The organism is Vibrio sp. VP6 (assembly GCF_028823755.1).
Taxonomy (GTDB): domain Bacteria; phylum Pseudomonadota; class Gammaproteobacteria; order Enterobacterales; family Vibrionaceae; genus Vibrio; species Vibrio parahaemolyticus.
Genome location: NZ_JAPEID010000037.1, coordinates 1 through 21,647 on the forward strand (window position 1 = coordinate 1; position 21,647 = coordinate 21,647).

Genomic DNA, 21,647 nt, shown 5'->3' on the forward strand with positions numbered 1-21,647 from the left:
TACAGCCAACTCAGGCCACATCAATATAATGGTGGTCTGACACCCAATGAATCAGAACGACTGTATTGGGAAAACTCTAAAACCGTGGCCAAATTTAGTTGACCACTACAAGGATAAGATCTGGCATTCACTCGTCAGATAAGTGTCGACCATGAATTTTAAGGTTGCCTGTTTAAGCCCTTGTTGCGCTGAGCTGATAGGCTCGCCATTCACCAGTACTGGGTAGCGAAATACGGATGTGCTATGCAGCAAATGCTGGTCTGTTGTAAATAACTGGCTTGCGGATGTTAATCCCCAGTACTTGCTCAGTCCAATGTAGTCTAAAAGTGCCACCAGATTGTTACGCAGTGCGCCTGAAAAGCTAGCGGTATTTTTGGCATTCTCTAGGATCGTTGATGTGGATGCTCCGCTATTTAGCCATTCGCACTCACAAGCATTCGCATTATCAGCTTGCGTTTTGCCAGGGGATATCCCAACGATGCATATCTTGGCTCTTGGGTTTACGGCATCAAAGGGAGAGTAGTAAACCTCGAACGGTCCGTCACTCATCATTTTCAATTCAGGTGTGAAGGGGGAATTTTGGTTGTAATTCAATAAGTACGGTTTGTATGTTTCAAATTGATTTTTCATAATGTCCTACTTAGTTTCGTTTAATTTTGCCGCTAAAGTGGTAGCCGCATGTAATCATTGAATTACCTTCTTCGCAGATGATTAGATAAGGTGGATGCTTTGCGCTGAGCTTATCGATTAAGTGTCTAATTGCTTTCTGTTTGCGTTTCTTAATTCCATGCGGAATTTCGTCTGAGCTCCTCAAGTAGTTCAGGACTTCCTTGAGTGCGTTCAACCACCGGCTTTTTTCTCTCTTCGGGATAGTGCAAAGAGCTGTACCTCCTGTTTGATAGAAATCCTGGCCTATGGAAGACAAAACATTAAGTTCATCTTCACTAAAACCTCGCTGATTCGCTCTGATGCTGCCGTGATTAGTTGTACGCATCTTGGTTCTCCTATTTTAGTCCTAGGGCTCTTAAGATAAGTGCGGCGTCTTTTGAGACTTGTTTGCCAGACGTTTGTTGTTTTGGATTAGCCATAAGTCGTTCCTGTCATAATCAGGATTACTTGCGGTTTAAGCTGTTTAGCCAACGAATTGTTTCTTCACGCGTTACGAACGTTGACCGGCCTTTTTCTTTCTTTACGACGGCAAGTTTTCGATGCTCTGGGGTTGAAGGCGAGGCGAGGTTTCTGACTGCACGCTCGGTCTGGTAGCCGCTCAATAGCGTTAGTTCACGAAAGCTAAATAATTCAGTATCGAGCCCTAAGCTTTCTACGTGTTCACAATGAAAAAACGTTTCAGGAAAATGACCATTTATGCCGTAATCTATTGAGCCATAAATAAGCTTTAAGTTCGCAAAGAACGCGATCAGCAGGCGGTGGATTTTATTGTCATCATAGTAATCTTCCATGATCCCGTTTTGGAGAAGGGATTGATAGCACAGGCATGCTGGTATTGTGTCTGCAATAAAGTCATTTAGTCCGCCAAGTACTCCTTGCGGAATGGTTGACTTCTCCAAGTAGCTCTTTTTGTCCTCTGCAATAAAACAGAATTCATACATTTGTAGAAGTCTTGAATGGAGTGAGCAGTCAGCATATTGAATGTGTTTGGTATTTTCAGGCTGAAATGGTGCCACATCCATATCTGAGCCGCTTTCTGGGTCTTTGAATAAAGACTCTGCATGCAGGTAGCCATTATTGACTACCTCAAGATAGCGATGCAGCGTCTTCTTCACATAGAATGCCATTTGGGCGATGTCTTCTTCTTTGAATGCTGGGTTCTCGGTGATTTCATTAACGTGTATTTTGAAAGCCATGCTAACCTCTAATGAATGGTTACATTAAGAATGTAATCTTATGATAGGTTACATTTTCAATATAATGCAAATTTAAATTACATTAAAAATGTAACTTCATACTAAATATCTGTTTTGTATGTATAAATTATTAAAATAAAATGCGAGGGTTGGTGAATGCATTTGGGTTAAAGGCCGAGACACAACCTATTTGACAGTTTACTTTTGATAGAAAATGATTGCCGTGGGGCACTGATGAGTCAGAGTAGGTTTTGCTAATGACACCAACTAGCTCGACCCAAAACCATGTCAAAGCCAAAATAAAGCGTTACACGTTTGCTTGTTCAGTGGTTTGGTCCTAATACAGTTGTCACCTTCACTGGGAGGGAGATATTTGATAACAAACCATAAAGGGATCTAATATGAACAACAAAAAGACTTACATTGAATTGCTAAAAATCAGCATCAAGCTCGACGCGTTTACTCAGAGTATTAATGAGGAAGTTGGTCGTTTGAAAACGCTGGCGGAATCGCAAGAACCTGAGCCTCAAAAGGTAAAACCAAGGGATAAAGAATTCTACGGAACAAATATCTTATAGTTACAATTAGCACTTGCAAACTGTCCTATGAGTCCGGTCATAAGTCGAACGTAAAAGCAGGGGAAATGGTGGTCTCGATAGGGTATTTATCGATAAATGTGAACGTCATAACAGAATTGAAATTGTATAAAATGGCGTAGAAAATAATTTGAAAATTGCTACATTTTCCTTTAAATTCATAATCTTATTGTGGTCGTTTGACGTTCTCACTCACCGCCACATTCTAAGCCCTAGCAGAAATGCTGGGGCTTTTTCGTTTTATCAATTCGTATTTTTCTCCTTCCTTTCCTTATTCTTCTCGAAAAGCCTATTTATATCCGTCTATCTCAATTTATTTGTTGCTGTAAGCTTTAAACATAAATAGATCATCTGCCTAACGTCATTCACTGTTTGGTGTGATTCTAAGGAAAATATGAATAAAATCAGGCTACGTTGAAATCAACTTAAGTACTATTTTGTTACATTTTTTACGTCGTGAATCATTTATTTTTCATCATTCTTGTGATTTGCCTCGATTAAAGAAAATTTCCTATAAATCAATTAATTGTTGAAAACAGAACCGTTATCAAAAAGACAAAAAATATTAGATAAAGTTGATCTAGTTACTCAGTTGAATAGTCCATTTGTTTGATATGATAGTGAACGAATTGTACATATATATTAAGGGAATCTATTCATGTTCCAAAACTTTACAATCAAACAAAAGATAGTGATTCCTCTATCTTTGATAATTGGATTGTTCACCGTGAGCTCAGTATTAAATGTTATGACAACGAGCAAGCAATCTGAATTAAGCGACACCTTAAATGAACAGATCGTACCCAACCTGTTCACGATTGAAGATGCGTACCGCGATCTTTACCAAGCGACTTCTGCTGTTCAAGGCATTGCCTTAGCAGAAACACAAGCAGATATTGATCATCACATTCACGAGTACAAAGACAATGCTTACAAAGCGTTGCCGCGTATGGAAAAAGTGATTGAGCTATCACGTGCGGGAGTGATGCCTGCATCACACGGTGCTGATGTGCAAAAACTGGTGACTTTAGGTCAAAAGTGGCTACAAAGTTACGAAGTGATGTTGAGCAAGCCTCAATCTCAATGGCTAAGCTACTACAATGAGCACAAGAACACGTTTGAGGAGCAATTTGTTGATGTTCGCGCCCAGCTCAATGTCGTGAAAAGTGCTATCGAAGATAAGCAAGGTGAGTTGAAGTCAGACATTTCAGCGGCGACTGCACGAGCAGAATCGATTTTAGAAATGGGCATCATCGTTGTGATCTTAGCGGCGCTTGGCATGGTGTTCCTGCTGCTACGCACAGTACTTAAACCATTAAACGACATCAAAGACGCAATGGCGCAAATCGCTTCGGGTGATGGTGATCTTAGCCAACGAATCCAAATTAATACGCAAGATGAAATTGGTCAGCTGGCCAAGGCATTTAACGAGTTTGTTTCTAAAATCCAAGCGACCGTGTCACAGGTGATTGATAGCTCAAACACGCTTCGTCAAGAGATGGCAAACTTAAGCTCGCTCACTGAGACGATTGCAGATTCGACAGTATCTCAACAGCGCGATAGCGAAGCAGTTGCTGCAGCAGTGCATGAAATGCAAGTGACTAGCCGCAATGTGAGCGAGAGTGCAAATGAAGCAGCAGTTGCAAGCCAAACCGCGAATGATGAGCTTTCTAATACCAATGTGATTTTGGAGCAAACGGTCGGCTCGATTCGTGACTTGGCTGGAGAGATCGAAAGCGCAAGCCATGTGATCAATACGCTAGATAATGATGTGAGCGATATTGCCTCTGTACTAGATGTAATTCGCGGCATTGCAGAACAGACTAACTTACTTGCACTGAATGCGGCGATTGAAGCGGCGCGAGCGGGTGAGCAAGGTCGTGGTTTTGCTGTGGTTGCTGACGAGGTACGCTCTCTTGCAAGTCGTACGCAGCAAAGTACGGGTGAAATCCAAGCTATGATTGAAAAGCTTCAGTCTGGTGCAGGGCAAGCTGTAGAAGTGATGCGTGGTAGCCAAAACAGCAGTGAAGAGACCATTCAATCTGCTGGGCGAGCAAGCGAATCTCTGGCTGAAATTCTCAATGCAATTTCACGCATGAATGAGATGAACACGCACATTGCAACTGCAGCGACTCAACAAAGTACAGTGAGCGATGAAGTGAATACCAACGTTCAGGGTATTGCAGACAGCAGTACATCGATTGTTGATATTGTCACGCAGGCTCAGCAATCACTTGCGATGCTGTCACAACAAACTCAGAGATTGGATCAGCAAGTCAGCCAGTTCCGAGTTTAAGCTCTGATATTTGAAATTGATGCGAAACAGCCCGCTGATGTGCGGGCTCTTTTTTAGCTGATGTTTAACGTAGCTTTTCGCCAATTGGATTTAATCAATTAAATCTGGACTTGACCTCAAAACTCTGTACAAACACTCGCCGTTTTTATCATCAATTTACACACTTTTTGACCCGTCCACTTGTACACAGAAAAGTGTGATTTCCAACACAATATCTTCAAATCTGAGAGTTCTATTGCACCTTTACAACAAACGTATTCGACAAGCGTATAGAAACGTAAATTTTGTTGTATGTACAACACTGGCTAATTATCATTCTAAGTAATTTGTTTGGGATAAATGTATATCCACTAATCATAATCGAGCCATTCAGAACGCATTGAATTGGATATTTGTAGGGCTTGCAAAATAAGAGAGATGTTTCATGAGACGTAGAACCACGCTATCGCTGCTGATTGCATCGAGCCTGTTTATGGCGGGATGTCAACCAAGCCAAGAAGGAACTGAGCAAGGTGGTGGCGCAGCTCCCGCAACCGAAGTGAATGTGTTGACGGTTGAACCTGTTCGACAAGCTTTGACGGTTGAGTTACCGGGCCGCAGCCGTGCATTTAAAGAGGCGGAAGTCCGCCCACAGGTAACGGGTATTATTTCAGAACGTAACTTTGTTGAAGGTGGCGTTGTGGAAAAAGGTCAGTCGTTGTATCAAATTGATGACTCTTCATTTCAAGCGGATTTGCTTAGTGCAGAAGCGGAGCTGATTCGTGCGAAAGCTTCTGAAGAATCGACGTTTGCAACCGTTAAACGTTACCGCGCATTGATTACCAAGAAATCGATCAGTCAACAAGATCTGGATGAAGCAGAAGCGGCTTACAAAGAAGCTAAAGCGCAAGTGCTCGTAGCCAAAGCGAAGATCAATACTGCAAAGATCCATTTGACTTATACCCGTGTGAAAGCGCCGATCAGTGGCGTGATCAGCAAGTCAAATGTGACTGCGGGAGCGTTGGTTACGGCAAACCAAGCCGACAAGCTAACGACGATTCAACAACTTGATCCGATCAACGTGGATATCGTTCAGTCTTCTGCTCAATTGCTACGACTAAAAGCGGCGCTTTCTCAAGGCCACATGCAAGAAGATCAATCTGCGCAAGTTGCATTGACGCTTGAAGATGGCTCGACTTACGAGCACAAAGGCACAATGAAGTTCACGGAAGTTAACGTGGATGAAAGTACGGGAAGCGTGACTTTGCGAGCGGAATTCCCAAATCCTGATGGTTTACTTCTTCCGGGTATGTTCGTGCGTGCGACCGTGATTACTGGTGTTGACCCTAGCGCGATTTTGATCCCGCAAAATACCGTGACTCGCGATGCAACAGGCAAAGCTTCGGTGATGACGGTGAGTGCTGATAATACCGTTGCGATTACGCCAGTCATCACGGCTGAAGTTATAGACAACCAATGGCGAATCATCGATGGATTAAAAGCCGGTGATCAAGTCATTACGGCGGGTTTGCAAAAGGTGCGTCCGGGTAGCCCAGTCACCATCCAAACGGGAGAGCAGGGATAATCATGGCTCGATTTTTTATTGATCGTCCGGTTTTTGCCTGGGTACTGGCGATTCTGACCATGCTTGCGGGGATCATGTCCTTGTTCAACTTGCCAGTGTCGCAATATCCAACTATTTCGCCGACCACGATCACCATCAGCGCGCGCTATCCTGGTGCTTCTGCTAAAACGGTAGAGGACTCTGTCACTCAGGTTATCGAGCAAAACATGACAGGTCTGGATTACCTACGTTACTTGTCTTCGAGCAGTGACGCTTTCGGCAATGCGACCATTACACTGACTTTTGATAGCGAAGCCGATCCTGATATCGCGCAGGTTCAAGTGCAGAACAAACTGCAATTGGCGTTGACTTCGCTTCCTATGGAAGTGCAAAGCCAAGGTATTGTGGTGAACAAATCTAACACCTCATTTTTGATGGTGGTGGCGGTTTATTCTGACGATCCAGATTTTACACAAAACGACATTGCCGACTTTGTTGTAACCAACATTCAAGACCCAATCAGCCGTGTGACGGGTGTGGGTCAAGTACAGGCTTTTGGTTCTCAATATGCGATGCGTGTGTGGCTTGACCCGTTTAAGCTGACTCAGTTCAACCTGACGGCAATTGACGTTGCAAATGCGATCAGTGAGCAGAATGCGCAAGTGTCATCTGGTCAATTGGGGGCAGCACCTGCGCAGAAAGGTCAACTGCTTAACGCGACGATTTCTTCTGCGAGTCGTTTAAGCAGTGTGGCTGAGTTCCAAAACATCATCTTGAAATCAGATGCGAGCGGTGCAAACGTTTATCTAAGAGACGTTGCTCGTATTGAGCGCGGAGCAGAAAGTTACGATATTCAAGGTCAGTACAACGGTTTGCCGGCGTCTGGTTTAGGTATTTCACTTGGTACAGGTGCGAACGCGCTGGAAACGGCGGCTGCAGTCAAAGAGCGTTTAGCAGAGTTGAGTGAAAACTTCCCAGACGGTCTGAAAGTCGCTTATCCATTTGAGACAACACCGTTTGTAGAAGCATCGATTCAAGAAGTAGTGAAAACGCTACTGGAAGCGATTGTGTTGGTGTTCTTAATTATGTACCTGTTCTTACAGAACTTCCGTGCAACGATCATCCCGACGATTGCGGTTCCGGTTGTACTCTTGGGTACGTTTGCCATTCTTTACGCGACAGGTTTCAGCGTGAATACCCTGACGATGTTTGCGATGGTTCTGGCGATTGGTTTGCTGGTGGATGACGCCATCGTTGTGGTAGAAAACGTTGAGCGTGTGATGCACGAAGACGGGCTCGATCCAAAAGAGGCTACTAAGAAATCGATGGGGCAGATCACTGGCGCGTTGATTGGCGTTGGTTTGACCTTATCGGCAGTATTCGTCCCAATGGCATTTATGTCAGGTTCGACCGGGGTGATTTACCGTCAGTTCTCGATCACCATCGTTGCTGCGATGACGTTGTCAGTGATGGTCGCGATCATCCTGACACCAGCGCTGTGTGCTACGTTACTGAAAAAAGGTGACGCTGAATTTACGGATAAAAAAGGCTTCTTCGGCTGGTTTAACCGTAAATTTGATTCGATGACCGCAGGTTATGAGGCTGGTGTAGCCAAGTTGCTAAAACGCACTGGGCGCATGTTGTTGGTGTTTGTGGCAATGAGCGCTGGTGCGGGTTGGCTATTTATGAATCTGCCGACGTCTTTCCTACCAGATGAAGACCAAGGTACGGTGTTCTCGATGGCAATTTTGCCGCCGAACTCGACTCAAGAGCAGACAGAAAAAACACTCGATAAAGTGCGTAGCTATTTCTTGGAAGAAGAAAAAGACAACGTGAGATCCGTGTTTACCGTGGCTGGTTTTAGCTTTGCTGGTCAAGGTCAAAACATGGGTATGGCGTTTATTGGCTTGAAAGATTGGTCTGAGCGCGAAGCGCCGGGTTCGGATGCTGCATCTTTGACAGGCCGTGCTATGGGTTACTTCTCAACCATCAAAGAAGCCATGGTATTTGCGTTTGCGCCTCCTGCCATCCAAGAGTTGGGTAACGCAACGGGTTTTGATTTCTATCTACAAGACTCCCTGAGCCTTGGTCACGAAGCATTAGTTGCTGCACAAGGGCAATTACTGGGAATGGCAGCGCAGAATCCAAAACTAGTTGGTGTTCGTCCGAATGGCCAATCTGATGCGCCAATGTACCAAGTGCATGTAGATCACGTTAAATTGCGCGCGCTGGATGTCAGCATCAACGACGTGAACCAAATCCTATCCGCCGCTTGGGGTGGAGCGTATATCAACGACTACATTGACCGTGGTCGCGTTAAAAAAGTGATGGTGCAAAGTGACGCAGAGTTCCGTATGCAGCCAGAAGATTTTAACTCATGGTATGTACGCAATGCACAAGGTGAAATGGTGCCGTTCTCGGCGTTTGCAAGTGGTGAATGGACGTATGGTTCACCGCAGCTTCAACGCTTTAATGGCCTAGCCGCAATGAACATTCAAGGTGGCGCTGCTCCAGGTGTCAGTACGGGTGAAGCAATGGCTGAGATTGAAGCGATGGTTGAGCAGTTACCAGAAGGCTTTACGGTGAACTGGAACGGCATCTCTTATGAAGAGCGTTTGTCTGGCAACCAAGCTCCAATGTTGTATGCGTTGTCCATTTTGGTCGTGTTCCTAGTACTCGCTGCGTTGTATGAAAGCTGGTCTGTACCGCTTGCGGTCGTGTTGGTTGTACCTTTGGGTGTATTAGGCGCTGTGCTCGCAGTACTGGGTCGTGGAATGGACAACGACGTGTTCTTCCAAGTGAGTTTGTTAACCACAGTGGGTTTGGCAACGAAAAACGCGATTTTGATCGTTGAGTTCGCGAAAGAATATTACGAGAAAGGTGCAGGTCTGATTGAAGCTACACTGCACGCGGTGCGTGTGCGTCTTCGTCCAATCATCATGACGTCCTTGGCGTTTGGCTTGGGTGTGGTTCCGTTGGCAATCAGTGCTGGTGTGGGCTCTGCTGGTCAAAACGCGGTAGGTACTGGTGTGCTTGGAGGCATGATCAGTGCGACCTTGCTTGGCATCTTCTTTGTTCCGGTGTTCTTTGTTGTGGTAGAGCGTTTGTTTGATCGCCGTGCCCAAAAAGAAGCGCAGAAAGAGCGATCTCAAGAACTCGCTCCAGCAACGGAAAAGTCGGAGTAAGACTTCGTAAGCTTAACTGAGTTATACTAATAACAATAAACATAATAAAAGGGCGCGTAAGCGCTCTTTGTTTATGCTTTCAACTTGATGGGTTTAATACGCCACCGATTTTGAATGAAGCCTAGGAAGAGTGATCACGTTTCGAATTCCTCATAAAAAGGTCAGAAAGCATAACATGAAGCCATAAGTTAAATAGGCGGCTATGAAAGAGCAAAAAATTTCACCTATCTCCGTTTTGGATCAAAGCCCAATGTTTGTCTCTGGGGTGATGCAACGGATGTATCGCAACCGAGCGCAAGCAGAGTTATGTCGTCAAAATCAGATGACCTTAGAGATGGCCAGTGCGTTGGCAGCGTTAGAAGAGTTTCAGCCAATGAGTCAACAAGCGTTAGCCGATGCCGTTTTGACCGAACGAAGCGTTGCAAAGCGCATGGTCGATAACTTGGAAAAACGTGGTTTTGTGTGCGTTTCGAAGAGTGAGGCGAACCAACGACTGAAAATGCTCAGTTTGACGCAAGAAGGTGAAGCAACGATAAAGAAAGTTCATCAAATAATGAGGAACTTGCAGCGCGAATTCTTCTCTTGTTTATCAGAAGATGAGTCGGCAGAGTTTTTTCGTTTGGTAAGGAAAATGACATTAGCCAATCATTCGTAAGCGTCTTCTCTGCGTTAAATCTAAGCCTTTTTGTAAAGCCTCAGCTATGTTCTGAGGCTTTTTTATTTCATTTTTCAGATTAAACCGTACGATTTTAGAACCACAATACCGAACGTGCAGGTGACGGTTGAAAGCACTGTTGTCAAAGCAATAATGTTGGCTGCCAGTACCGCATTTCCTCCCATTGATCGGGCCATGACGTAACTCGCTGCCGCAACGGGCGAGGCGTTCATGAAGAATAAAATCCCCAATTCAATACCTCGAAAACCAACAAAATACGCGCCTAACGTGATCAACACTGGGGCGACAATCAACTTGTAACTGCTTGCAAACCAAGACGGGCCTTTTTCCTTTCTCATCAAACTAAAATCCAACGACCCGCCTGTACATAACAATGCGAGCGGCAACGTCATTTTCGACAGATAGTTACCCGCATCAATGACTACATTTGGAACCGGAATCGACAACAAGTAGAAAAGCATACCTAAAACGATGGAGATGATAAGCGGGTTCTTCGTCAGTGTTCTTCCCATCATTTTTGCTGCTTGAGAGGCAGACGTAGCGCCTTTGGGTGATAGGCAGATCACCGCTTGAACGTTGTAGATAAATGTGGTGATGGCGACATACAGAGCAGCTAATGCGACACCCTGTGAACCATAAGCATTCGCAACGTATGCAATGCCGATAATGCCAGTGTTGGCGCGAAACCCACCTTGAATCAACACGCCCTGATCGGGAGAAGACTTAAACAGAATAGAAACGGATATGTAGGTGAAAATAAAAAACAGAATGCTCGCGACTACGCCGTAGTTGATGAAACCACTGGCGGCAGAAAAATCATGCTCAGAAGCCACAATACTGACAAACAACATGGCTGGCAGCGTGACCTTAAAAACCAGCTTAGAGCCAATTTCAATAAAGTTATCGTTGATGAGACCAAACCGTTTAAAGATAACGCCAAGCACCAACATTAAGCAGATGGGGCCGGTGATCGACAAAGAGAACTGCAACTGATGTAAAACAGAATCCATGTAAGTATCCGCAGCAAAAAAGAAAAAAGTCATTATTATTTCGCTATTAAGCCACAAACTAGGGGGCGGGGAATAGGGAAGCGATGAAATTTTATTCTTATGTTGATTAGGATGTACGTTGCATTCCGATATGAGCCTAATATCTCAGTTTGACCAAGCTCGACTGGTCGAAGGTTGCATATATTGGTTTACTACTCCGACTTATCGCACTGGAGATAAAACAGAACTCCAGCGCCGACAAGTGAAATGAAGTTGAGCCGTGCTCATTCCTTGTGCGGTTCTGGTGGTGATAAATAGGAGTCCATCGATGAAAAGTAAACACAACAAAACCGTTCTATGTGCATTTGTTTCTGGTTCGGTATTTGGTGCTGTTCTCGTTATCGCAATGTCCTTGCCGATGTAATCGGGCAAATTTTCACACACTGCATTTTCTTCACATTGGGATTGAGCATTGTCTTAGTCCCTGTTAGCTTAAGACGCATGAACTTATTCTTCACACCTTCATCATCATACTTTTTCTGGTGGCGCTCTATGTAGAGCGGCGCGGAATTCTTACATTCTTACGCTGCTGGAAGGTAGCGAAGAGTGTCTTGTCTTTTTATCTCCAGTAGCGATCTATTTTGACTAGGAGATAACCATGAACATCAAAGAAACGCATCAACAACGCGAAATCATTCTCACGGGGGACCGAGCTACAGGGCCTTTACACCTTGGTCACTACGTCGGTTCGTTACAACAGCGTGTGGCATTACAATCGGAGCATGACCAAACCATTCTGGTCGCCGATATGCAAGGCCTGACCGACAACGCGCACAATCCTTCAAAGGTATCTTCGAACATTCTAAACGTAGTCGCAGATTACCTTGCAGTTGGCATCGACCCCATTCAAACCACTATCTGTTTGCAATCTCAGCTGCCAGCCCTCGCAGAATTGACGATGTATTACAGCAACTTAGTTTCCATTGCTCGCTTAGAGCGTAACCCAACCGTAAAAAATGAAATTCAAAGCAAAGGTTTTGAGCGTTCAATTCCTGCAGGGTTCCTGACTTACCCAATTTCTCAAGCCGCTGATATAACGGGTTTTCGCGCGACACTTGTTCCGGTTGGGGATGATCAATTACCAATGCTTGAGCAAACGAATGAAATCGTGAGAAAGATTAACCACCTTGGCGGACAAGAGATCCTAAAAGAGTGCCGTCCGTTGCTTAGTGATGCGCCACGTTTACCGAGTACTGATGGCAAAAATAAAATGTCGAAAAGCATGGGCAATGCCATTAACTTAGGGGCGACTGAAAAGGAAATCTCAGTTGCAGTGAAATCCATGTACACCGACCCAAGCCATTTGCGCATCGAAGATCCTGGTCAAGTAGAAGGCAACATTGTGTTCACTTATCTCGATGCTTTTCACTCTGACAAAGAGCATGTCGAGCAACTCAAAGCGCACTATCGCCGTGGTGGGCTAGGAGATGGAACCACGAAAAAAGTATTGGAAGAATACCTTCAAGAAATGCTGCGTCCGATCAGAGAGAAACGGGCATTGTATTTGAACGACAAAGCGCAACTTATTGAGATTCTTAAACATGGCAGCCAAGTCTCTCGAGAAAAAACAGAACAAGTTTTGTCCGATGTTAAGAGTGTATTTGGCTTGAACTTGTTCTGAAATAGGTTCGGGAGCACAAAGTAAAAAGGCGCGAAAGCTAACCTGCTACGTGCCTTTTTTTTATGCGCACCTTATGAAGCAAAGAACTCGCGACGAAAATTCGCTATCTCTTGTTGATAGTAACGCTGCCAGTCAGATTCAGACCAACTCGAGTGGCTGGTGGCTCTTTGCGTTGCCAATCTGGATTCGAGCTGCTTTAGCTCGGTTTGATAACTGCGAACTTGCTGCTTTTGTTTTGCTATTTGTTGTTCACGAGTGCGGATTTGGTTGCTTTCTTGTTCAGACAGATAGTTTTTCTGCAACTCTTGAATCAAGGTTTGTCTCTCGACCCCATTCATACTTGCAGGGATCAGAGCCACCGCTCGTTCATATTTTGTTTGGTTGCTGTCTAACCCCAAGGCATTTTCGTTCCCCTGCCATTCGGTGATTAAATCCTCGAATGCTTTCACGTAATCTTGAGCCGATACGGCGTCAAGTTGCTCGGCTTGTAAGCTGAAGTCGTAAAGTGCGAACTCATCGGCGAAAATAACCTCAGCGAGCTCTCCCCAAATCTTTCTCGCTTCGGACTTTAATAGTGCGATACGAGAGGCGAGCGGTTGCTGCTCATCAAACAACAAGTTGCCAACGCTTTGCTGCCAAAGACCATCGAGTTGATGGTAGTTCGCTAACAAATTAAAACGCTCTGCAGACAAATCTGTGGCCAGTTCATTAAGTTTGGATTCGCAATTGAGCTCGGACATACAGGTGTGCCAAAACGTCTCGATTTCTGCTTTCAATGCTCGACCTTTAGAACGGTTTAGTCGCTCTGCAAGATCTTGAATCTCAGTGGGCATATTGTCTGATTTTGAATTGGACTTTTGTGTACTGCTTTGGCGCTGGGGTGGCGTCGAATCACTATCAACCAATGCGATTGATTTATCCTGCAACTCCGAAGAAAGCTGCGTTAATTGATCGCGCTCGTCGACATTGACTGAAAACCAAACTATGCCCGCCAAAACGGCGGACACAGTGATTAGTAAGCTAAGCTTCATGGCTTGATCACGGCGCTGACAGGGAAGTGATCCGACAGGTTGTAATGTTTCCACAACCCCTCTGTCGTTGAACGTGGAACATCAACGCGGTTGTCGTTAAACGATTTCACGCCATATTCGTTGCTCACCATGACGTAATCGAGGTATTCCACATTTTCGCCACCAGATAGTGCTTCGCCTGCGAAGTTATTGATACGAGGGTCGAACGTAGACGCTGTATAGCCAGAGTATTGAGGCTCCATCGCACTTAGGTTTGCGATCATCTGCTGGTAATCTCCAGGGAACTTCAGCTTGTTTACATTAAAGTCACCACTGTACACGACCGTTTCGTTATTCGGAATGTTGAGAGACTGCGCCATAGTGCGCATTTGTTGAAATTGACGCTGACGATACTCACGCGCTGTATCAGTATCGAAAGACGCGGTATGTGTAGCAAAAACATGGTAGGCCTGACCACCTTTGATGATCTCTGCGTAGTTTACGCCTTTATCAGCGAAGCAATCGGTACCCGAACAATCTGGGAACACGTATTGTGCCTCGTTGACGATAGGGTAACGACTCACAATGACTACGCCTCCGTCGTAAACGTTGAAGCCATCTTTATCCAACATCTTCGTTTGGTATGGGTAATCTTTTGCAAGCTCACGTAAAAATGCATCACGACCACTAGCAAAAACCTCTTGCAGTGCCAGTACGTCATAGCCTTTTACGTAATCGGGGATTAACTCGTAACGCTCACCAATATGCGACGCAATCGCAGGCAAGGCCCAAATGTTGTAAGTCATCAATTTGAGATTTTGCTCGTTGTTATCGACGGCTTCATCCACTTTGCTTGGTGTGACGGTGTAGTACAAATCGTCATAACGCGCGGTGCTATCCGATTTAAACGCTATCTCTGCACTGCGAGAGCCAAACGCCTCGGTATTTGAACGATGAATCGTGCGATCGTCTTTTAATGCCAAGTTCACGTCGGCGGCTGACAAACCGTATTCAATGGTCGAGTTGTACCAATGTCCTTCCATGACTTGGTGGAGTGTAATGCTTTCACCTTGCGGGTTAGATACGACAGTTTCAAAGCGATAGTTCTGACCCGATTTCACCCCTTCCCAACGATTAAAACTCAGTACGGGCTTTGTTTCCCAAGGGCCTAATACTTCTACGTGTTGCTGCCATTCTTCTCCGTATTGCAGCAAATCACTGCCATTGTGTTTGACCTGAATGGTTAATGGTTGGTCTGAGTTATTGGTGAGGTATACGTCCGTATCAGCCAAGCTCGGCAATGCTACTAAAGTGCTCAGCAAAAGACTCCACTGCGAAAATTTCATCTTGTTTATCCATGATTTGTGTTAGAGCAATCATTCTTATTTATAAATGTTACTCGAGCGTTAAAGATGGATGACAGCTTATGGTTCGATGAAAATAGTTCGCTATTTGTGACCTTGGTTCTAACTGAGTTGTAAACAAAATGAAGTTACAGGCGCGGTTTATACAGACGGAGAGGTAGGTTGAAATGGTGAGATTTAAAACTAAAAAGCCAGACTCACATCTGGCTTTTTAGTGACGGTTTAGCACGGCTAAGCAGGTATACCACTGTGGAACTTGAAGTCTTCGTCGGGAGTTGAAATTAGCTCAGCTTCGATACGGCCGAAGTATGCAATACGCTCGCTAATATCTTTGCCTGCAATCTGCTCAGCCAGTACAAGGTAGTCTTGATAATGGCGTGCTTCAGAGCGGAGTAGGGAAACATAAAACTTAGCGATGTCTTCATCCATGTGCGGCGCAAGTTTAGCGAAACGTTCACATGAGCGGGCTTCGATGTAAGCGCCGATAATGAGCTTATCAATAAGCGTCTCGGGCTCATGAGTCTTCATGTGTGAAATCAGCGTTTTTGCGTAGCGGCTTAGGCGTCTCGGGCTCATGAGTCTTCATGTGTGAAATCAGCGTTTTTGCGTAGCGGCTTGCGGGAATGTTTTTGTATTCCACGCCACGGCTCTCCATGATTTCCAGTACTTGATAGAAGTGATGTAATTCTTCTTTGATCAAGAGAACCATTTTATCGATCAGATCTTGGCTATACGGCGAATCCGATTTTGCCATGATGGCTTTCGAAATATTGCTCTTACCTTTTAATGTCTCTAATGAGCCGATTTTTCGGTAAGCGAAATCTTCATATGGTTTGAACCAGTCAAGTAAGGCATGTGAACTGTCTTTATCTACTGCGTATTTGCGGATCAAGAACATGGCTGACTGACCTGCTTTAAGCTCGCACAGTAAGTGATCCAATAAAATGGTTTGCAAGTTTTCTGGTTTCTTTGCTTCTTCAACCCATTCGTTGGGTGTGCGGCATTGCAGAAATTGATTGATAGGAGCAAGAAGATCTTGATAGGCGTCGAGATTAATCATTTTATTTTTAGTACGTTACGTTCAAATTTGGTTCATCCAGAGCATAAGTAAAACGGAAATCTGGATAGAAAAAAGGCTGCAAACGCAGCCTTTAATCGGATAGGGCGAAAAGCTGGTGGGGATATTACCACTTTTTCTTCTCGCCGAAGAGTGCTTCCATGTCGTTGTCACGCTCTTTGTCTGCCATTTGCTGCATTTCTGCATCGCTTTTGTCTTGGCGTTTTTTGTCTAAGTCGCCAAGCATCTCTTCAAGCTTTTGTTTTGCTTGGATGGAGTACGGATCGCTTTTTGTACTCAGCGCATCGATACCTTTGCGAAGCAGTTGTAACGCAGTACCCGGTTGGCCGCGAGCAATGGAATCGTTCGCTCGCTTAATTACGTTTTCGATGTTGATGCGAATTTGCATCGTTTCCAAACGCGCATTTTCGGTTACGTAAGTCTGGGTGTCTAATCGGCCTTTGTTGTGCTCGTTTCGAACGGTGTCACGCAGGCGCTTAACCAGCTTAAGCATCACGATGGCTTGCTTATCGCTGCTTGGCATTTTGAAAGAGGTACTTTCACCAGTCGGACCGTTTTCTTTTAGCTGTCCGATTTGCTGCTTCATATTCTCTATGCGTTGAGTGAGCTGCTTATTTTTCGGGTCAAGCTCATGCATGCTTTCTAGTGCATCAAGAATACGATTGTTTAGGCACAGCAGAAGCTCCTTACTAAAAGGAATATGGTGTGCGTGACCAATCAGTTCTTCAGTGCCATCAATAAGTGCAACATAGCGTGCCGATTCCTGCCTTTTGGCGGTTTCAACTTTAACCTTGTATTGCAACATGATGTTATAGCCTAGGATTAATACCAGTAGGATGGCTACCAAAGCGATTATTAAACCAATATTCATATCTTTGCGTCTGCTTTTACTTTTCTACGGCTAGCGTTCAAGAATACATGAATCTTATCTTACTCGGCACCTTATTTGTTTGATTATTTTGCCTCACCCACGTTTTCGTTACTGATAGAACCAACATCACTAAAATCGATGTTTTTATAAGCTCAACATTGTGCATATTGTTTCTCTGCTTAAGGTTATCAGCTATATGTTAGAAATTACTGTTCATTTCGTTGTGATCGCGTTATAACTAATCATTATATCGCTCGTAAGAGCGGTCAATTTAGTTATGACATTATTATCTCGTGAATGAGTAAGGGATTACGATGAAACTGCAGCAGCTGAAGTACATTGTTGAGGTTGTGAACCATAACCTAAACGTTTCTGCGACGGCGGAGAGTTTATACACCTCTCAGCCTGGTATTAGTAAGCAGGTTCGTTTACTAGAGGATGAGCTGGGAATCCAGATCTTCGAACGAAGTGGTAAACATTTAACGCAAGTGACACCTGCAGGTGAAGAGATCGTACGTATTTCCCAAGAAATCCTTGCTCGGGTTGAGAGTATCAAAGCGGTAGCGGGCGAGCATACTCACCCTGAAATGGGCACGTTAAACATTTCAACAACCCATACTCAAGCGCGCTATGCATTGCCCGATGTCATCAAAGGTTTTACGGCACGTTACCCGAAAGTGTCTTTGCACATGCATCAAGGTACACCTTCTCAAATGTCTGAAGCGATTGCAAAAGGTACAGCCAACTTTGCGATTGCGACAGAAGCTCTCCATCTTTACCAAGATGCTATCATGTTGCCTTGTTACCACTGGAATCGCTCTATTGTGGTGCCAAAAGATCATCCGTTGGCGAAGAAAGACTTAGTTACTATCCACGATTTAGCTGCTTATCCTTTGGTGACTTATGTGTTTGGCTTTACTGGTCGCTCTGAGTTAGATACCGCTTTCAACCGTGAAGGTTTGACGCCGCGAGTCGTGTTCACTGCAACCGATGCGGATGTGATTAAAACGTATGTACGCATGGGTATCGGTGTTGGAGTAATTGCGAGTATGGCCGTCGATGAAGAGCAAGACCGCGATTTGGTTGCTATTGATGCGAGCCATTTGTTTGGTGCAAGTACGACAAGTATTGGTTTCCGCCGTGGCACGTTCCTGCGTTCTTACATGTTTGACTTTATGGAGCGTTTCGCACCGCACTTAACGCGCCCTGTTGTAGAACAGGCTATTTCTCTTAAGTCGAATGCTGAAATTGAAGAGATGTTTAAAGACATCGAGCTTCCGGTAAGATAACACTTCATTCAAGTTACGATTCCCCCTACAATCCATCCCAAATTGTAGGGGGAGCTATGCAAACGCAATTTCAATTTATTAATGACTGCTTAATTGAGAATCAACCATTATGGCGATTCGAGCCATTTCAAAGCAGCATCCAACCATCATTACCTTGGCAGGAAACACACCCTCAGCTTTGCCAATGGTTAGAATCGCTTTCTCCCTCACAAATAGAAAATCTCAAAGCTGACCCAGACCTTGCGTTGGCTGAAATCAGTGTGTTTTTTCCAGATTTACCATCCTTACTTAGGCATACACAGTTAGAGTCGATGGCATTAGATGGCCTAGCGCTAGAAAGAGGGTTAGACAGTGGAATCCCAGGGCGCAAGCTAGAACAGATCACGGCGATGGGGGAGGCAGCGATTCAATCTCATCAAGGTGAGGAATGGTTAGAGTGGTGCTCGGGTAAAGGATACTTAGGTCGGATCTTAACCACGCAAACCGATCAACCAGTGACCAGTTTTGAATATCAACAAGCGTTATGCGACTCCGGCCAACAAGCCGCGAATGAACATCATTGGAAAATGACCTTTATCCAAGGTGACGCGTTTGATCCTCAAACCAAGGCAGTATTCAAACCGACGCAACATGCTGTCGCACTGCATGCTTGTGGTGACCTTCATGTTCGGTTGATGGAATATGGAAGTGAAGCCGGCATCGCGGCGATGACGATTTCACCTTGCTGTTATCATTTGATTCAAAGCGAGACGTACCAAGCGTTATCCCAATCAGTGCGAGCGTCTTGACAGGCGGTGAACGTGTGCGTCGCCATCGTCAACAAGAGATGGTATTCAGGCTTGGTTTTGATTTACTGACACGTGAGATTTTGGGAGTTGATGAGTATCAACCCGTGCCAAGCATTCGAAAATCACAGTTAAGTGATGGTTTTGAGGCATTGTGTCTCTGGGCTGCGAAAGAAAAAGGTATCGAGATTAACCAAGCGATTGACTTTGCCGAGTTTGAAAAGCGGGCAATAAAACGTTTTTGGCATATGGAAAGAATGAGCTTGGTGCAATTGGTTTTTCAGCGACCTTTGGAGATCTGGCTCGCATTAGACAAAGTGCTTTATCTTGAAGAACGTGGTTATCGTGTTAGATTGGCAGAGTTTTGCCCTAAATCAGTTACGCCGAGAAATATTTTAATTTGTGCATATAAGAATTAGTTATTTTTTATATCTAAATCGACTATATGAAAAAGCCCACTTTATTGTGGGCTTTTGTAAACAAAACGTGACAAAATTGCTTAATTTTGTTGTTAGTTGAACATGGCGATAGCTTGTTCAGGATCTACATATTCAAGGTCAAAGCTTTCTGCGACTTCTTTACAAGTGACTTTACCGTGAATCACGTTTAGACCTTCTAGGAAGCCTTTGTCTTCCAGAAGAGCTTGTTGATAGCCTTTGTTTGCAAGTTTCACAATGTAAGGGAGAGTGGCATTATTCAATGCGAAAGTTGAAGTACGTGCAACTGCACCAGGCATGTTTGCTACACAGTAGTGAACGACATCATCAACCACGTAAGTAGGCTCGGCGTGTGTTGTCGCGTGAGATGTTTCGAAACAACCACCTTGGTCGATAGCTACGTCAACGATTGCTGCGCCTGGCTTCATCTTAGCAATATGCTCTTTTGTTACCAGTTTCGGAGCTGCCGCGCCTGGGATTAGAACTGCACCAATAACAAGGTCTGCTTCTAGAACATGCTTCTCGATAGCGTCTTCTGTAGAATAAATGACTTTCGCTTGGCCTTGGAATTCTTCATCCAGTTTACGCAGAGTGTCTACGTTGCGGTCAAGAATTGTGACGTCTGCGCGAAGGCCAACAGCCATACGAGCTGCGTTTGCACCAACGACACCACCACCAACGATAACGACTTTAGCAGGCTCAACACCAGGTACGCCGCCAAGAAGTAAACCACGACCACCGTGTGATTTTTCTAACGTTTGCGCACCCGCTTGGATAGACATCCGACCTGCCACTTCTGACATTGGTGCTAACAGTGGCAAACGACCCATATTATCTGTTACAGTCTCATAGGCTATACAGACAGCTTTGCTCTTGATTAGCTCATCAGTTTGTGGAAAATCTGGTGCTAGGTGTAAATAAGTAAATAAAATTTGCCCTTCGCGGAGCATTGCTCTCTCAACTGCTTGGGGTTCTTTTACTTTTACTATCATGTCTGCTTGCGCGAAAACGTCTGCAGCATGAGGGAGAATGGATGCGCCGACGGCGATGTAATCATCGTCTGAAAAACCAATGCCGGCACCTGCATTGGTCTCAACTAAAACTTGGTGGCCATGTGAGATGAGTTCTCTCACGCTAGCAGGGATCATACCCACACGGTATTCGTGGTTCTTGATTTCCTTAGGTACGCCAATGATCATCCTGTATCCTCTTTCTATAATGGTTGTAAAAACTATTTGTAGGGTGTTATTGTCGAATTTGTAACTAGTATAGTTATAGGTTTGTAAAATTTGGCACCAAATATTAAAAAGTTGTAGTATATTTTTTTGCAAGGAAGTAATAAGGTGGAATAAAAAATGGCAGACAACTATAAAAAGCCGTCCAAGGAACTAGACCGTATCGACCGCAACATTCTTAATGAACTGCAGAAAGACGGTCGTATTTCAAACGTTGAGCTTTCAAAACGTGTAGGACTTTCTCCAACGCCATGTTTGGAGCGTGTGCGTCGCTTAGAGCGTCAAGGCTACATCACAGGATATACTGCGCTACTTAATCCGCAGTTCCTAGATGCATCACTACTGGTATTCGTTGAGATTACGTTAAACCGTGGTGCGCCAGATGTGTTTGAACAGTTTAACTCAGCTGTTCAAAAGCTAGACGACATTCAAGAGTGTCATCTAGTTTCAGGTGACTTTGACTATCTTCTAAAGACCCGTGTATCTGATATGGGTGCTTACCGTCGACTACTTGGCGATACGTTACTACGTCTACCTGGCGTAAATGACACTCGCACCTACGTAGTTATGGAAGAAGTGAAACAATCTAACCAGCTTGTGATTAAAACTCGTTAATTTCTTGCAAAGAAAGCGGTATATGCTTCCGCTTTCGCCATAGAGTAATTGGGTTTTTCTCTTTGATATGGTTAAATCAATTTACCGAGCGGGGTATGCCGCTCGGAATGTTTTGCAAATTCCTATTTCATT

General features: G+C 44.5%; 16 protein-coding genes and 2 pseudogenes. 9 read left to right on the forward strand and 9 right to left on the reverse strand.

All coding sequences use genetic code 11. From position 1 onward, the window contains the following. Positions 1 to 105: 105 nt before the first annotated feature. The 3 genes from OU793_RS19180 to OU793_RS19190 all read right to left on the reverse strand — a co-directional run bounded on the left by OU793_RS19180 (position 106) and on the right by OU793_RS19190 (position 1,865). Positions 106 to 630: a hypothetical protein gene (locus OU793_RS19180; protein ID WP_049879276.1), complete on the reverse strand. Its 525-nt coding sequence runs from the start codon at positions 628 to 630 to the stop codon at positions 106 to 108. Between the two features lie 10 nt (positions 631 to 640). Beyond that, positions 641 to 994: a hypothetical protein gene (locus OU793_RS19185; RefSeq protein ID WP_025796328.1), complete on the reverse strand. Its 354-nt coding sequence runs from the start codon at positions 992 to 994 to the stop codon at positions 641 to 643. Positions 995 to 1,112: 118 nt separating this feature from the next. Further along, positions 1,113 to 1,865 (reverse strand): hypothetical protein, encoded by a 753-nt coding sequence (locus OU793_RS19190; RefSeq protein WP_025796327.1) that lies wholly within the window; start codon positions 1,863 to 1,865, stop codon positions 1,113 to 1,115. Between the two features lie 401 nt (positions 1,866 to 2,266). On the opposite strand from OU793_RS19190, the gene OU793_RS19195 reads away from it, so the two are divergent. From OU793_RS19195 to OU793_RS19215, 5 genes are all read left to right on the forward strand, one after another. After that, positions 2,267 to 2,443 (forward strand): hypothetical protein, encoded by a 177-nt coding sequence (locus OU793_RS19195; protein ID WP_154217806.1) that lies wholly within the window; start codon positions 2,267 to 2,269, stop codon positions 2,441 to 2,443. A gap of 676 nt (positions 2,444 to 3,119) precedes the next feature. Continuing rightward, complete coding sequence (locus OU793_RS19200; protein WP_159404146.1) at positions 3,120 to 4,757, forward strand: methyl-accepting chemotaxis protein; 1,638 nt, start codon at positions 3,120 to 3,122, stop codon at positions 4,755 to 4,757. Positions 4,758 to 5,181: 424 nt separating this feature from the next. Next, positions 5,182 to 6,321 carry a multidrug efflux RND transporter periplasmic adaptor subunit VmeA gene (gene vmeA, locus OU793_RS19205; protein WP_159404145.1) on the forward strand — a complete coding sequence of 380 codons (1,140 nt, stop codon included), beginning with the start codon at positions 5,182 to 5,184 and terminating at the stop codon, positions 6,319 to 6,321. A 2-nt stretch (positions 6,322 to 6,323) separates the two neighbouring features. Further along, the gene (gene vmeB / locus OU793_RS19210) at positions 6,324 to 9,485 is read left to right on the forward strand and encodes a multidrug efflux RND transporter permease subunit VmeB (protein ID WP_005477950.1); all 3,162 of its coding nucleotides are present in this window, start codon (positions 6,324 to 6,326) and stop codon (positions 9,483 to 9,485) included. Positions 9,486 to 9,687: 202 nt separating this feature from the next. After that, a complete protein-coding gene (locus OU793_RS19215) occupies positions 9,688 to 10,140 on the forward strand; it encodes a MarR family winged helix-turn-helix transcriptional regulator (protein ID WP_021822922.1) in 453 nt (150 codons plus the stop codon). Between the two features lie 74 nt (positions 10,141 to 10,214). Here the strand turns inward: OU793_RS19215 and OU793_RS19220 are convergent, their stop codons facing one another. Beyond that, positions 10,215 to 11,171 carry an AEC family transporter gene (locus OU793_RS19220; RefSeq protein ID WP_021453486.1) on the reverse strand — a complete coding sequence of 319 codons (957 nt, stop codon included), beginning with the start codon at positions 11,169 to 11,171 and terminating at the stop codon, positions 10,215 to 10,217. A 637-nt stretch (positions 11,172 to 11,808) separates the two neighbouring features. Here OU793_RS19220 and trpS point away from each other — a divergent pair. Beyond that, on the forward strand, positions 11,809 to 12,831 hold the full coding sequence (gene trpS, locus OU793_RS19225; RefSeq protein ID WP_140103757.1) for a tryptophan--tRNA ligase: 1,023 nt from the start codon (positions 11,809 to 11,811) through the stop codon (positions 12,829 to 12,831). Between the two features lie 71 nt (positions 12,832 to 12,902). Here trpS and OU793_RS19230 read toward each other — a convergent pair whose 3' ends face one another. The 4 genes and pseudogenes from OU793_RS19230 to OU793_RS19245 all read right to left on the reverse strand — a co-directional run bounded on the left by OU793_RS19230 (position 12,903) and on the right by OU793_RS19245 (position 17,154). Continuing rightward, positions 12,903 to 13,862, reverse strand: a complete 960-nt coding sequence (locus OU793_RS19230) for a chromosome partitioning protein ParA (RefSeq protein WP_180793914.1) — start codon at positions 13,860 to 13,862, stop codon at positions 12,903 to 12,905. After that, positions 13,859 to 15,187 carry a sphingomyelin phosphodiesterase gene (locus OU793_RS19235; protein ID WP_047724515.1) on the reverse strand — a complete coding sequence of 443 codons (1,329 nt, stop codon included), beginning with the start codon at positions 15,185 to 15,187 and terminating at the stop codon, positions 13,859 to 13,861. The genes OU793_RS19230 and OU793_RS19235 overlap by 4 nt, the downstream gene beginning before the upstream one ends. A gap of 249 nt (positions 15,188 to 15,436) precedes the next feature. Beyond that, positions 15,437 to 16,265: pseudogene (locus OU793_RS19240) on the reverse strand (tRNA isopentenyl-2-thiomethyl-A-37 hydroxylase MiaE). Between the two features lie 124 nt (positions 16,266 to 16,389). Then, positions 16,390 to 17,154, reverse strand: a complete 765-nt coding sequence (locus OU793_RS19245) for a hypothetical protein (RefSeq protein ID WP_005459911.1) — start codon at positions 17,152 to 17,154, stop codon at positions 16,390 to 16,392. 314 nt (positions 17,155 to 17,468) lie between these two features. On the opposite strand from OU793_RS19245, the gene cysB reads away from it, so the two are divergent. Both cysB and OU793_RS19255 read left to right on the forward strand, forming a co-directional pair. After that, on the forward strand, positions 17,469 to 18,443 hold the full coding sequence (cysB, locus tag OU793_RS19250; RefSeq protein WP_005459882.1) for an HTH-type transcriptional regulator CysB: 975 nt from the start codon (positions 17,469 to 17,471) through the stop codon (positions 18,441 to 18,443). Between the two features lie 56 nt (positions 18,444 to 18,499). Next, a pseudogene (locus OU793_RS19255) lies at positions 18,500 to 19,647 on the forward strand (methyltransferase). Between the two features lie 92 nt (positions 19,648 to 19,739). On the opposite strand, the gene ald reads toward OU793_RS19255, so the two are convergent. Continuing rightward, complete coding sequence (ald, locus tag OU793_RS19260; protein WP_005459904.1) at positions 19,740 to 20,864, reverse strand: alanine dehydrogenase; 1,125 nt, start codon at positions 20,862 to 20,864, stop codon at positions 19,740 to 19,742. Between the two features lie 156 nt (positions 20,865 to 21,020). On the opposite strand from ald, the gene lrp reads away from it, so the two are divergent. Further along, positions 21,021 to 21,515 (forward strand): leucine-responsive transcriptional regulator Lrp, encoded by a 495-nt coding sequence (gene lrp, locus OU793_RS19265; RefSeq protein ID WP_005378234.1) that lies wholly within the window; start codon positions 21,021 to 21,023, stop codon positions 21,513 to 21,515. The last annotated feature ends 132 nt before the right edge of the window (positions 21,516 to 21,647 follow it).

Excerpts from the sequence above, each read along its gene's own strand:
- OU793_RS19200 (WP_159404146.1), top strand. The coding sequence starts at position 3,120 with ATGTTCCAAAACTTTACAATCAAACAAAAGATAGTGATTCCTCTATCT.
- ald (WP_005459904.1), bottom strand. The coding sequence starts at position 20,864 with ATGATCATTGGCGTACCTAAGGAAATCAAGAACCACGAATACCGTGTG.
- OU793_RS19185 (WP_025796328.1), bottom strand. The coding sequence starts at position 994 with ATGCGTACAACTAATCACGGCAGCATCAGAGCGAATCAGCGAGGTTTT.
- OU793_RS19180 (WP_049879276.1), bottom strand. The coding sequence starts at position 630 with ATGAAAAATCAATTTGAAACATACAAACCGTACTTATTGAATTACAAC.
- vmeA (WP_159404145.1), top strand. The coding sequence starts at position 5,182 with ATGAGACGTAGAACCACGCTATCGCTGCTGATTGCATCGAGCCTGTTT.
- OU793_RS19235 (WP_047724515.1), bottom strand. The coding sequence starts at position 15,187 with ATGAAATTTTCGCAGTGGAGTCTTTTGCTGAGCACTTTAGTAGCATTG.
- OU793_RS19215 (WP_021822922.1), top strand. The coding sequence starts at position 9,688 with ATGAAAGAGCAAAAAATTTCACCTATCTCCGTTTTGGATCAAAGCCCA.
- OU793_RS19195 (WP_154217806.1), top strand. The coding sequence starts at position 2,267 with ATGAACAACAAAAAGACTTACATTGAATTGCTAAAAATCAGCATCAAG.
- vmeB (WP_005477950.1), top strand. The coding sequence starts at position 6,324 with ATGGCTCGATTTTTTATTGATCGTCCGGTTTTTGCCTGGGTACTGGCG.
- OU793_RS19230 (WP_180793914.1), bottom strand. The coding sequence starts at position 13,862 with ATGAAGCTTAGCTTACTAATCACTGTGTCCGCCGTTTTGGCGGGCATA.
- trpS (WP_140103757.1), top strand. The coding sequence starts at position 11,809 with ATGAACATCAAAGAAACGCATCAACAACGCGAAATCATTCTCACGGGG.
- OU793_RS19190 (WP_025796327.1), bottom strand. The coding sequence starts at position 1,865 with ATGGCTTTCAAAATACACGTTAATGAAATCACCGAGAACCCAGCATTC.
- cysB (WP_005459882.1), top strand. The coding sequence starts at position 17,469 with ATGAAACTGCAGCAGCTGAAGTACATTGTTGAGGTTGTGAACCATAAC.
- lrp (WP_005378234.1), top strand. The coding sequence starts at position 21,021 with ATGGCAGACAACTATAAAAAGCCGTCCAAGGAACTAGACCGTATCGAC.
- OU793_RS19220 (WP_021453486.1), bottom strand. The coding sequence starts at position 11,171 with ATGGATTCTGTTTTACATCAGTTGCAGTTCTCTTTGTCGATCACCGGC.
- OU793_RS19245 (WP_005459911.1), bottom strand. The coding sequence starts at position 17,154 with ATGAATATTGGTTTAATAATCGCTTTGGTAGCCATCCTACTGGTATTA.